Genomic DNA, 12855 nt, shown 5'->3' with positions numbered 1-12855 from the left:
GAATGATCTGTCAAAGGGAACAGATGGAAAATGCGGATAGAGCCAAGCCCTATCCGCATGCGGTTAGCGATTATTTTTCTTTTTTTGCACAGCTTCTTGAAGCGGATCATCTTTAAGAGCTGAACCGGCATCCTCAAGAGCTCCTTGGATTACGTTTTTTTCTTTTTCAGATCGTTTCCCTTTATCTTTATTAAAGAAAGCCATTCGTATCACCTCTTTTAAAAAATAGGTACATCTTTAAGATGCCTTTTTCTCAGAAAATTATGCGGCTCATTTTTTTATCGGCCAAAGTTCTGTTGCTCAAACATACATTCTCTTGATATATTTGTAATTCAGAGATTTTTGCAAAACATAAAGGAGAAGCGGGGAAATGACAGGAAAAACACACATCATGGGAGGCATCGCTTCTTGTACCGCAGCAGCTTATTATTATGGATTTGACCCAGTACTCATGGCGGCGTCCGGCGCGGTTGGCGCATTAATTCCCGACATCTGCCACACACAAAGTAAAATCGGAAGAAGATTTCCTATCTTATCAAAAATAGTAAGTTCCGTATTTGGCCATCGCACCTTTACACACAGCCTGCTGTTTCTGCTCATCATGTTTTTTATCACAGCTACATATATTCCAGATAAAAACATATCAGCAGGGCTGATGATCGGAATGGCAAGCCACTTGGTTCTGGATGCCTGGACAGTGAATGGCATCAAATTGTTATTCCCTTCAACCATTCGCATACGGCTGCCGCTGTATATGAAGACAGGCAGTTTTTCCGAACAGCTTGTGTTGGCCGGTCTGACAATAGCATCATGCTATTATTTTTATATACTGTTCCATGGGCGCATGTTTTAAACCGAGTGCTGATGCTTGTCTAAGAAGACTGTTTTTAGTAGGTTTTACATAAGAAGCATCTCATGGCAGATGTTCAAGAAAACGTGAGGAGTTATAAATTGATGAAAGGAACCTTTTTTCACAATCAGCGTTTTTTAAGTTTATCCATCTTATTCATGTGGATCAAAACTTATGTGATCTATAAACTGGGCTTTGATTTGCAGACCGACTCTCTATTACAGGAGCTGATTCTGCTGATCAATCCGCTTAGCTTCATACTCCCTCTATTTGGAATTGGCCTGCTTTTACAGGGCAGCAAGCAGCGCAGCTTTTTGCTGATTGCCAATTTGGTTCTGACTGCCATTTTGATCTCCAACACGATTTTTTACGGCTTTTATATCGATTTTATTACCATCCCGGTTTTGTTTCAGGCAAGCAACATGAGCGATATGGGCAGCAGTGTAAAAGAGCTGTTTAATCCTTTGTTCATCGCTCTGTTTGCGGATTTGACTTTTCTTCTGCTGCTCTCCTCCAGAAAAGAAAAGAGACCGGAGTCAAAAGCGAACCCTCGTACGGTCAAACGGTACTATGCCGCTTCCTGCGGGATTCTTATATGTACGCTGGGGCTTGCCGAAATTGAACAGCCGAAGCTCTTGGCCCATTCCTTCGATCGGGAAGTGCTCGTCAAAAGTATTGGTCTGTTTCAGTTTCACATCTACGATACCATTTCTCAGACTGTCAATATGAGTGCGAAGGCATTTGCCGATGAAGACAGCCTCTCTACAATCAAAAACTACACTGAGGCTGACTACAGCAAGCCCAATCAAAGCAAGTTCGGACTGGCAAAGGGACGGAATGTGATTTTTGTGACGCTTGAATCGACTCAAAGCTTTGTTCTGAATGAAAAGGTAAACGGAAAAGAAATTACCCCGTTCATGAATGACCTGATGAAGAAGAGCTATACCTTTGATCATTTTTATCAGCAAACAGAGCAAGGCAAAACGTCTGATTCGGAATTTATCGTCGCTAACTCTCTATACCCTTCCCTAAGCGGCGCCGTCTTTTTTACGAAAAGCGACCATCAATTTCATACGATGTACAAATCACTCAAGCAGCATGATTATTATTCAGCCGTCTTTCACGCCAATCATAAGACATTTTGGAACAGAGATGTGATGTATGAAACGTTTGGGATTGACCGCTTTTTTGATGTCGATGAATTCCATGTGACTCCTGAAACCTCAACAGGCTGGGGTTTAAAGGATAAGGAATTTCTGGAACAGTCAGCTCGTAAACTGAAAAGCCTGCCGCAGCCGTTCTACAGCAATTTCATCACATTGACGAACCATTTTCCGTTTGAAATTGACGAAAAGGATCAGCTGATTGATGAATATGATTCAAGCAGCGACCTGTTAAACCGCTATGTGACGACGGTTCGCTATGAGGATGAAGCACTGAAGCATTTTATCAAAAAGCTCAAGGAAGAAGGCTTATACGAAAACTCGATGATTGTCTTTATGGGAGATCATTACGGCATCTCAGAAGCCCATAATAAAGCCCTGGCAGAGTTTTTAGGAAAAAGTGACATTACGCCGTATGACACCGTCCAGCTTCAGCGGGTGCCGTTTATCATTCATATTCCTGGAATCACTGATCAAAATCCGGAAACAATCTCCGATGCCGGAGGGCAGGTTGACGTCAGGCCGACTCTGATGCACCTGCTCGGATTCAATACAAAAGGTGATATTCAGTTCGGCAATGATTTGCTGTCAAACGACCGAACGCCATTTGCCGTGCTGAGAAACGGCAGCTTTATCACGAACGACTATGTGTATACGAAAAACACATGCTACAGCCAAAAAACAGGAGAAGTGTTAGAAAACCAAGATGCGTGCACTCCCTATAAGGAAAAAGCAAATGAAGAGCTGTCTCTCTCTGATAAAATGTTAAACGGAGACCTTCTGCGTTTTTATGGTCAATAAAAAAATCCCTCTTAGAGGGATTTTTTTTCATGTTTCGTATATCACTTTGCCTGTCAGCTTCGTTTGATAGCCATTGAGATGAGATAGGTTGGCCTTATAGTCTTCCGATTTCAAGATGCTCTTTACAGCTTTAAGCAGCTGCTGGTGTTTTTTCAAAATGACAACGTCGTATTGCTCCTCGATGAGCGGGATAAAATCAACGCTTCCCATATGTGCCGCGTGCTGCGCCCCGATTCCCGCGTCTGCCTGTCCGCTTGAGACTTGGGAGGCAACAGCATAATGATCAGTCACAGTGTCACTGTACCCCTTGACATCTGAAGGCGTCACACCAAGCAGACCAAGCTGTTCGTCAAGCAGCACTCTTGCGCCCGATCCTTTTTCTCTGTTGATGATGCGGATGTCAGTTCGTTTCAGGTCATTCCAGCCTTGTATATTTTTTGGATTTCCTTTTTGAACGTATAGGCCGGCTTTGCGAAGAACAACATTCATCTGACAAAACGGTTCGCCTGACAGAATGCGTTTGACATAAGGCGTGTTATATTGAGCGGTTTCCGCATCGTACAGATGCAGGCTGACAATGTCGCATTTGCCTTGGTACATGTCAATCAGGCTGTTTAAGCTGCCTTTGTATTGGCGGAGCGGCGTCTCTTGAATGGCATTTTCCAAATGCTTGCTGAGCAGATCCATCGATATATCCTGTCCGCTGATAACGACATTCTGCCTGCCCTCCGGCATCGGCTCCTGTGCCTTTCTTGGCTCTTCGTGTGTAGACACCGGCTGAGACATCCTCATGTTTGCCTTATATTGCTTTAAATCTGCTTCATCGACACGCATCTGCCTTCCGACACGGTAAGCAGGGATCATGCCTTTTTTAATCAAATCATAAACGGTCAGCTTTGATACCTTCAGCAGACCAGCAACTTCTTCTATCGTATAGGAAGAGGTTTCATTCATTATCATCACTCTCCTATTTCATTATACCTTTTCGGAGAATGTATAAAAACCCACATAACCCAAACATAATCCGTTATAATTAGATATAACTAATCATAAGGGGTGCAATCATGTTTAAGAAGTATTCCATTCTGACCGCAGCATTAACTGTTTTTCTGCTTGCATCAGGCTGCTCTGCCAGCCAGTCATCAAGTGACAATGAGAAAGAAGTGACCTTAACTGTTTCAGCAGCTGCCAGTGCCCAGGATGCACTCGAGGAAATTCAAAAGAATTATGAGAAAACCCATCACAATATTACGATCCAAGATAACTTTGGCTCATCAGGCGCCTTACAAAAGCAAATTTCTCAAGGAGCTGGGGCTGATCTGTTCTTCTCAGCCGCTGAGGACAAATTCCAAAAGCTTGTAGATGATGGGGATATCGCTAAAAAAGACAGCACTGATGTAGTCGGAAATGAAATTGTGCTGGTCGTGCCAAAAGACGGAGATTCACCTGTCAAAAGCTTCGACAATCTGACTGATTCAGAAAAAATCGCTCTTGGAACCCCGGAATCCGTTCCGGCAGGAGCTTATGGAAAAGAATCACTGACAAAGCTGTCTTTATGGAACAAAATAAAAGATAAGATCGTTTACGGAAAAGACGTTCGCCAGGTTCTTTCATATGTAGAAACAGGCAATGTAGACGCAGGCGTCGTTTATAAAACGGACGCGCTGATCTCTAAGAAAGTCAAAATCGTCGACGAGGCAAAAGCTGACACACACAGCCCGATTGTTTATCCGTTAGGAATTGTAAAAGATACGAAACACCATAAGGAAGCGAAGGAATTTTACGATTATCTGCAAACAGATGAAGCGATGAAAGTGTTTGAGAAATATGGTTTTACTGCTGCATAACATCAGCACTTCAGAATTTTTGACGCCGGTTGCGCTTTCCTTTCAAGTGGCGGCGGTCGCTGGAATCGCGGTGATCATTCTCGGAACATTGGCGGGAGCGTGGATGGCGCGGGCATCATTTTTCGGAAAAACTGCACTCGAAACGATTTTTATGCTTCCTCTCGTTCTTCCGCCCACCGTTGTCGGTTTTATTTTGATTGTCATTTTTGGAAAGCACAGCTTCATCGGACAAGCGATCGAATGGATCTTTCACCAACCCGTCATTTTCACCTGGTGGGCCGCTGTGATTGCTTCTGCTATCGTAGCTTTTCCGCTTATGTATCAATCGGCCAAAACTGGATTTTCCGATATTGACCCTGATATAGAGGGAGCGGCAATGGTAGACGGCGCAAGCAGATGGAAGGTGTTTATCCATATCTCCATTCCGCTGGCATATCCATCATTGCTGACCGGAAGCATCCTCAGCCTGGCGCGGGCACTCGGTGAATTCGGCGCCACCTTGATGTTTGCCGGGAATATCCCGGGTGTTACCCAAACACTGCCGACGGCCATTTATGTGGCTTTGGATTCCGGCAACAACACACTTGCGTGGGCTTGGGTCATCTGTATCATCGTGATTTCCTTTCTAATGCTGTTTTTGATTCAACTGAAAAAAACACATGAAAAAACTCCCCGTACTTAGACGGGGAGTTTTTGATTAAAACAGAAGCTCATCGGGGTTTGGACCGACACGTTCATCTTGATTTAACGCATCAATTTTGTCCATGTCTTCTTGAGACAATTCAAAATCAAAAATATCAGCGTTTTCGATAATACGGTGTTCTTTAATGGATTTTGGAATCGTTACAACTTCATGCTGAAGATCCCAGCGCAAAATCACTTGTGCTACAGATTTATTATATTTTTCAGCGATCTGTGTGAGCACATCGTTATCAAGCAGCTGCCCCTGCATAAGCGGAGACCATGCTTCCAGCTGGATGCCTTGCTTTTTGCAGTAGTCTCTTAATTCTTTCTGCGTCAAACGAGGGTGAAATTCAACTTGGTTCACCATCGGTTTGATTTCAGCATCTTTCAAAAGCTCTTCTAAATGATGAACTTGGAAGTTGCTGACGCCGATCGCGCGGATTTTGCCGTCTTTATACAGCTTTTCAAGCGCGCGCCATGTATCTTTATATTTATCCTTGCCAGGCCAGTGGATTAAATATAAGTCTAAATAATCAAGCTGAAGTCTTTCCAGGCTTTTTTCAAAGGCAGCAAGCGTTGTGTCATAGCCCTGATCTTCATTCCATACCTTTGACGTAATGAAGAGCTCTTCTCTTGCAACACCGGATTCTTTGATGCCGATGCCTACACCTTCTTCATTTTTATAGACAGCCGCTGTATCAATGCTGCGGTAGCCATTTTTAATCGCAGCTTTAACAGATTCAGTCGCTTCACTGCCGTTTTCTACTTTAAAAACACCAAGACCGAACCAAGGCATTTCAACTCCGTTATGTAGCTTTACAGTATCTTTTAAACTTGTTGCCACTTGAACATCCACCCTTTCATTGAAATGTAAGCGCCTATATTATCTCACATTCCTCTCAGCAGATACCAATAATACGCTTAAGAGCCTCTTATTGCTTCTTTTTTCATAAGGATGAATTTCATCTCATAGTAAATAATGAGCATTAGCGCTAATTTTTTCCTATTTTATCAATTATAAGATTAGTTAGACAGCGAGCAGGGTAAGCGAATACTGTAGCCCACAAAAACATAGAGGAGGAAACAAATTGAAACGTATTCGTATCCCAATGACTATTGCTCTTGGCGCCGCTTTGACAATTGCCCCTTTTTCCCTTGCCTCTGCTGAGGAAAATCCCGCACCGAAGATCTCACAGAAAACAACCGCCGGAACTGCTGCCGCAGAAGTCGGTTTAAACGTTAACCTTGATTTGCTTGGAATTGCCAACCAAATTTCAGATGCCATTAAATCAGCCCAGAACCGCGATGGTTTTGTGAAAAATCTCATGGAATCTTCCTTCTACGCTTCCGGCCAAAAATATAACGTCATGGTTTTTAACTTAAGCCAGGAATATGAAGATCATTTAAATGGTGTGCAGTTTTACGGCTCGGCCGTATATGACGGCATTACGTACGGCATTTGGGTATTTGAAGACGGAAGCTTCACAAACAAAGGAGACGGCGGCTGGATCAACTGGGCCTTCAGAGGCTGGTTCGACCGGCATGACAACACTGTCGAATTCCATCGCCCCTAACCTATAGAAAAAAGCTGGCATCCGATGCCAGCTTTTTTTCTTGAAGTTATTCGCCGCCTTCTAGCATTGCGGCTTCCACATCATTAATATATTGGCGAAGCTCATGAGAGATGTCCCGGGAAATTTCCCGCTCCTCAAAGAGTGTCTGAATCTCATTTCTGATCGCCTGCACAGCCTTCAGCTTCACTTCCAGCTTCTGATTTTCGAAATGGGCGCTCGATTTATGTTCGTGATGGCTGTGCTTCAATCTGAAAATTAATTGTTTATAAAACGAGATGACAGATAAAAATACTTCCTTATGTTCTTCCGGTATATGCTTTTCCAAATGTTCAAGCGCGGCTTTAGCCGTTTTAACTCTAGTTGCTCTCATTAATCCCTCTTCGTTTAAAATCGACATCTCCGGCTTTTTATGCTCTCCGAAGAAAATCCAATGCATCAGCCGTTTCAGCCTTGTCTTTGATAAACCGACTTTAAACGGGTTGGCATACAAAATTTCTAATTCATTAAACCGTTCCTGCAGAGCGTTTGCCGTTTCTTCCGGGATGTCTCCCCGCTCCAGCAGTTTCATCAGTTCTTCTTGCTCGGCTTTAATCCCTTGAGCGCGGATTTTCCGTTCATACTTTTTTATGCGGGTTGACGTTGTGTATTGCTGAAAACGAAGGTTTTTCATTTTCTCATTGTATTCAGCAATGACCGCAAGAGACGCCGTTTTGTTTGTATCATTCATGCCTTCTTTAATCGTTTTGAGAGCCGTTTTAATCAGCTTGCGTCTCGCCGTCAGCAGCTTCTTATTTTTTTCTTCGTCATCTTCTTCTTTTTCAGTCAGAAGCGGAAGCACAACGGTGGCGATGACAAGCGTACATAAAATGACGCCTGCGGCTAAAAAGAGAATCAGATTTCTTTGCGGAAACGGTGTGCCGTCTTCCAAGAAATATGGGATGGAGAATGAACCTGCAAGCGTAACTGCTCCCCGCACACCTGAAATGGAAATCAACAGTGTAGAACGAAGTCCCGGCTTATAAATGGTTTGATCTTTATTAAAGAACCACTTGCCGTTCCAGAAAAACAGCACCCACAGAAATCTGAGGAGCATTAACGTAAATGTAATGACCAGAATATAGCCGATCACTTTCATGTTGCTGATCGCTGTATCATTAAAAATGACGGAAATGACATCCGGAATCTGTGTGCCAAGGATGACAAAGACAAGACCGTTCAAAATAAATAAAATAATATTCCACGTACTTGATGAGACGATTTGCAGCTTGACCATCGTCGATTCGAGACGATCCTGTTCAACCGCATGCGTAATACCGCCTGCCACAACTGCTAAAATGCCGGAAACACCGATTTCCTCCGCTGCCAAATAAATCACAAACGGCGTCAGAATTTGAATCAGCATGTGCATCGTGACATCCTGCATGCCAAGGCGGCGCAGGAATAGACGAAAGCGGATAATCAAGAACGAAATCACAACCCCGCACAAAAGGCCGCCAACAGAAATAAACACAAAGCTGACAGCTGCTTGGGCCAATGAAAATGCCCCGGTAACCGCTGCGGCAATCGCAAACTTAAAGGCAACCAGACCTGATGCATCATTCATCAGTCCTTCCCCTTCAAGCAGGCGCAGAATTCCTTTGGGCATCTTCACTCTTCCTGATAATGCGCTGACAGCGACAACATCAGTCGGTGAAAGAATGGCTGCCAGTCCAAAGGCCGCTGCCAGCGGAATATCAGGAATCATCCAGTGGATCGTGTATCCTCCTACAATCACAGTGGCAAATACAAGGCCAAGTGCAAGCAATAAAATGGGGGCTCTTAAATTCCAAAGCTCCGCCCGAGGCGTCCTCTTTCCATCATTAAATAGAAGAGGCGCAATAAACAAAACGAAAAACAATTCCGTGTTTAATTCAAAATGAAGCCCCTGTGGAAATGAGGCGGCAATAATCCCAAGCGCCACCTGAATCAGAGGCACTGGAATAAACGGGATAAACCGATTGACAATGTTAGAAATCGCAATAATAGCCAGTAAAACAAGGACGACTAAAAATATGTCCAAATGCATAACCTCCTTAATCTGTTGCGTATCTGCATGATGAGTTAATCAATATTTGTCCGAAGAGGCTTAGGCTTGCAAAAGATAAAAGATGGCCTTACATCCCATACTGGATTCCGCAGGAGTCTCCTCCACACTAGTCTTCTTTTATAGTACCCTTTTTAGGGTATTTTTTCTCATGATATGCTCATGGTGAACTTTTTTGCCGTAAAGCAAAATGAAAAAGAGACAGGGCAATCCTCCCTGTCTCTCGTATCTATAATCAATCATGAAAATTCGTGCCGTCAGTTGTCGCTTTAATGATACCGGCGCGAATGACGAAATCACCGAAGTGCTCGCCTTCCTCGCGTTCTTTCGCATAGCGGGAAAGCAGGACGCGCAGCTCGCTCAAAATGTCTTCTTCTCCGATATTTTCGCGGTACATTTTGCTTAAGCGGCTGCCGTCAAACGCAGCGCCTAGATACATATTATATTTGCCAGGCGCCTTTCCGATAAATCCAATCTCTCCGAGCGCATGGCGGGCGCAGCCGTTCGGGCAGCCTGTCATGCGAATGGTAATTTCCTCATCACGAAGACCGTTTTCGTCAATAATCTCTTCTACTTTATCTAAAAGGGACGGCAAGTAACGTTCTGCTTCAGCCATTGCCAATCCGCAGGTCGGAAGTGCGACACATGCCATAGAGCTGCGACGGAGCGCTGAATGATGCTTCCCGTCAGTTAAACCGTATTGGTCGATTAACGCGTTGATTTCGTCCTTTTTCTCGCTTGAAACGTTACCGATAATCAAGTTCTGATTGGCTGTCAGACGAAAATCACCTGTATGAACTTTAGCAATTTCACGCAAGCCTGTCATCAGCTTATAATCCTCGTAATCCGTCACGCGGCCGCCTTCGACAAACAGCGTAAAATGCCATTTATCCTCAATGCCTTCTACCCAGCCGTAGCGGTCGCCGTTATGGTCAAAATGGTACGGCTTCGCTTCTTCCAGGCTCCAGCCGAGACGATTTTCCAATTCCTCTTTCACTGTTTCCAAACCGAGGCGGTCAACTGTGTATTTGAAACGGGCATTTTTACGGACGGAACGGTTTCCATAGTCTCGCTGAATCGTAATTGTTTTTTCAGCAACGTCATACATTTGTTCAGGGCGGCAGAATCCAATTACCTTGGCTAATTGCGGATATGTCGCTTTGTCGCCGTGCGTCATTCCCATACCGCCGCCGATTGCCACGTTAAATCCGATAAGCTTGCCATCTTCCACAATTGCAATGAATCCGAGATCCTGAGAAAAGACATCAATATCGTTTGACGGCGGAACCGCAATACCGATTTTGAATTTCCGCGGCAGGTAAAGCGGCCCGTACATTGGCTCGACTTCTTCTGCGTCAGGTGTGCCGGCCACTCTTTCTTCATCAAGCCAAATTTCATGATACGCTCTCGTCCGAGGGAGAAGATCATCACTTAATGTTTTGGACCATTCGTATACTTCAGAATGGATTTCAGACTGGTAAGGATTCGATGTGCACATGACATTCCTGTTTACATCTCCGCAAGCTGCGATTGTATCCAGAAGAGCCGAGTGGATCGTCTGAATGGTTTTTTTCATGTTCCATTTTAAAATCCCATGCATTTGGAACGTCTCACGAGTCGTCAGCTTTAGAGTGCCGTTACCGTATTTCTGTGAAAGATCATCCATCACGAGCCATTGCTCAGGCGTTGATACGCCGCCCGGCATACGGACACGCAGCATGAACTGATAAGCCGGTTCAAGCTTTTGCTTTTGGCGTTCATTGCGGAGGTCCCGGTCATCCTGCAAATAACTGCCGTGGTGTTTCATCAGGCGGTTATCATCATCCGGAATTCCCGCACTGATCCGATCCAGCATCACTTCTTTCAGTGTGCCGCGCAAATAATCGCTTTTTTCTTTAATGCGCTCGACGTCACTTGGAGAGCCGTCCGGTGCTTTTAAGATTTTGGTCACCATGTTGAAAAACTCCTTTCAGGTCAAATCAGTATACATCACGCTGATAACGTTTTTGCTGCTGCATATCGGCAAGATAAACTTCCGCTTCTTCACGGGTCATATTGCCTTCTTTTTCTATAATTTCTAAAAGGGTGTTATGGACATCGTGTGCCATGTACTTTTCATCTCCGCAAATGTAAACAGCCGCTCCTTCTTGAAGCCATTCAAACAGTTCTGCACTCTGTTCAAGCATGCGGTGCTGCACATACACTTTTTCTTCCGTATCGCGTGAAAACGCAACGTCCATTTTTGTAAGCACGCCGTCTTTCAGCCAATTCTGCCACTCTGTCTGATAAAGGAAATCTGTAACAAAATGCTGATCACCGAAGAACATCCATGCTTTTCCTTCAGCTCCCGTCTCCTCTCGTTCCTGCATAAAGGAACGGAACGGCGCAACGCCTGTCCCAGGGCCGACCATGATAATTGGTGTTTCAGGATCCTTCGGAAGCTTGAAGTTCTGATTATGCTGGACATAAACCGGCAGTGTGTCTCCCGGCTGCAGACGCTCAGCGCATAAAATCGAGCAGACGCCTTTTCGTTCGCGGCCATGCGCGTCGTACCGGACTGCACCAATCGTTAAATGCACTTCATCCGGGTTTGCGGATAAGCTGCTCGCAATTGAATAGAGGCGGGCCGGCATTTTTCGAAGAATGGATACAAATTCTTGCGCCGTTACACTGAACGGGCCATAATCCCGGATCAAATCAAGCAAATCGCGCCCTTCCATATATGCTTTCACTTTCCCCTCATTTCCCGGTGCTAAAAGCTCTCTAAGCTCCTCGCTTCCCGTCAAATGAGCAGCCTGTTCAAGAAGCGGCTTTGTGAGAACAGTAATTTCATAATGGGAAATCAGCGCTTCTTTCAGCGGACGGACATCGCCTTGCTTATTCAGCGTCACAATCTCTTCGGGATCCCAATTCATTTCCTGAAGCAGCGCATCGACAAGCTCCGGATCATTTTCCGGATAGACGCCGAGGCTGTCACCAGGTTCATACGTAAGGCCTGATCCTTCAAGAGACAATTCCACATGGCGTGTTTCTTTATTTGATCCGCGGCCGTTTAAATTTAAATTTTCTAACACTTCCGCCCGAAACGGATTTGTTCTTGAATACGCAGATTCACCAGTTTGAGGCGCTGCTGCCGGCGCAGGCGCGGCGCTTCCGCCCTCGGCTTCACTTAAGCCCTCAAATACACTTTCCAGCCATTCAGCAGCCGGCTCATCATAGTCCAAATCACAATCAACGCGCGGAGAGATTCGTTTCCCGCCAAGCTCTTCCAAGCGCTGATCAAATTCTTTTCCTGTCTGACAGAAGAATTCGTATGAACTGTCACCAAGCGCCAAAACAGAAAAGCGAAGATCCTCAAGCTTAGGCGCCCGTCTTCCGTGCAAAAATTCGTGAAACGACAGTGCGTTATCAGGCGGCTCGCCTTCGCCATGCGTACTGACGACAATCAGAAGATTGTTAATTTTCTTGAGCTGGTTCGGCTTAAAATCACTCATCGATGAAACGGTAACTTGAAAGCCTCGCTCCTCAAGCTGCTTGCCGGCGTTCTCTGCAAGCCCTTGTGCGTTTCCCGTCTGTGAACCGTAAAGAACGGTGACTTCTTTTGAAATGGCCGGTGCCGTAACACCCGCAGACTCAGCAGCCGGCGCCCCCGTTGTTTCCAGTACGGAAACAGATTGCGCTGATAAATAGCCGCTCAGCCAAATTTTCTGAGATTCTGTCAAGGTTGGCAGAAGGCGGTTAAGGAGCTCTGCCTGCTCCTGATTAAACGGACTGTTCATGACCTGAAGTTGCAACGTATCCACCTCACAAAATTGTATAAACTGATCGAAATAGTATCTAATTGAACTTTACC

The 12855-nt window shown here is 44.9% G+C and carries 11 protein-coding genes; 5 read left to right on the top strand and 6 right to left on the bottom strand.

Translation table 11 applies throughout. The features are described from left to right. Positions 1-63: 63 nt before the first annotated feature. Positions 64-204, bottom strand: a complete 141-nt coding sequence (sspJ, locus tag NST16_RS01410; protein ID WP_010331863.1) for a small acid-soluble spore protein SspJ — start codon at positions 202-204, stop codon at positions 64-66. A 166-nt stretch (positions 205-370) separates the two neighbouring features. On the opposite strand from sspJ, the gene NST16_RS01405 reads away from it, so the two are divergent. Next, positions 371-853, top strand: coding sequence for a metal-dependent hydrolase (locus NST16_RS01405; RefSeq protein ID WP_286057979.1), 483 nt, complete (start codon positions 371-373; stop codon positions 851-853). A 101-nt stretch (positions 854-954) separates the two neighbouring features. After that, positions 955-2814, top strand: a complete 1860-nt coding sequence (locus tag NST16_RS01400) for an LTA synthase family protein (RefSeq protein ID WP_340883634.1) — start codon at positions 955-957, stop codon at positions 2812-2814. A gap of 27 nt (positions 2815-2841) precedes the next feature. Here NST16_RS01400 and NST16_RS01395 read toward each other — a convergent pair whose 3' ends face one another. Then, a complete protein-coding gene (locus NST16_RS01395; RefSeq protein WP_268471569.1) occupies positions 2842-3768 on the bottom strand; it encodes a substrate-binding domain-containing protein in 927 nt (308 codons plus the stop codon). A 110-nt stretch (positions 3769-3878) separates the two neighbouring features. Here NST16_RS01395 and modA point away from each other — a divergent pair, with 110 nt between their 5' ends. Together modA and modB are read left to right on the top strand one after the other, a co-directional pair. Then, on the top strand, positions 3879-4661 hold the full coding sequence (gene modA / locus NST16_RS01390) for a molybdate ABC transporter substrate-binding protein (RefSeq protein WP_268449196.1): 783 nt from the start codon (positions 3879-3881) through the stop codon (positions 4659-4661). Next, positions 4633-5343: a molybdate ABC transporter permease subunit gene (gene modB / locus NST16_RS01385; protein ID WP_326329860.1), complete on the top strand. Its 711-nt coding sequence runs from the start codon at positions 4633-4635 to the stop codon at positions 5341-5343. Before modA ends, modB begins: the two co-directional genes overlap by 29 nt. A gap of 15 nt (positions 5344-5358) precedes the next feature. Here the strand turns inward: modB and pgoN are convergent, their stop codons facing one another. After that, entirely contained in the window at positions 5359-6189 is an 831-nt protein-coding gene (pgoN, locus tag NST16_RS01380) for a glyoxal/methylglyoxal reductase (protein WP_095714057.1), read from the bottom strand. Between the two features lie 244 nt (positions 6190-6433). Here pgoN and yvgO point away from each other — a divergent pair, with 244 nt between their 5' ends. Beyond that, positions 6434-6919: a stress response protein YvgO gene (yvgO, locus tag NST16_RS01375; protein ID WP_010331869.1), complete on the top strand. Its 486-nt coding sequence runs from the start codon at positions 6434-6436 to the stop codon at positions 6917-6919. 46 nt (positions 6920-6965) lie between these two features. Here the strand turns inward: yvgO and NST16_RS01370 are convergent, their stop codons facing one another. The 3 genes from NST16_RS01370 to NST16_RS01360 form a co-directional block, all read right to left on the bottom strand. Continuing rightward, complete coding sequence (locus NST16_RS01370; protein ID WP_168748735.1) at positions 6966-8978, bottom strand: Na+/H+ antiporter; 2013 nt, start codon at positions 8976-8978, stop codon at positions 6966-6968. Positions 8979-9237: 259 nt separating this feature from the next. Beyond that, positions 9238-10956 (bottom strand): assimilatory sulfite reductase (NADPH) hemoprotein subunit, encoded by a 1719-nt coding sequence (cysI, locus tag NST16_RS01365; RefSeq protein WP_286057973.1) that lies wholly within the window; start codon positions 10954-10956, stop codon positions 9238-9240. 25 nt (positions 10957-10981) lie between these two features. Next, on the bottom strand, positions 10982-12796 hold the full coding sequence (locus NST16_RS01360) for an assimilatory sulfite reductase (NADPH) flavoprotein subunit (RefSeq protein WP_268449192.1): 1815 nt from the start codon (positions 12794-12796) through the stop codon (positions 10982-10984). Between the last annotated feature and the right edge of the window lie 59 nt (positions 12797-12855).

It is taken from the genome of Bacillus sp. FSL K6-1005 (genome assembly GCF_038000225.1).
In the GTDB taxonomy this organism is placed as follows: Bacteria; Bacillota; Bacilli; order Bacillales; family Bacillaceae; genus Bacillus; species Bacillus mojavensis.
The sequence above is the reverse complement of the archived record's forward strand: the minus strand, read 5'-3'. Positions and strand labels throughout refer to the sequence as shown.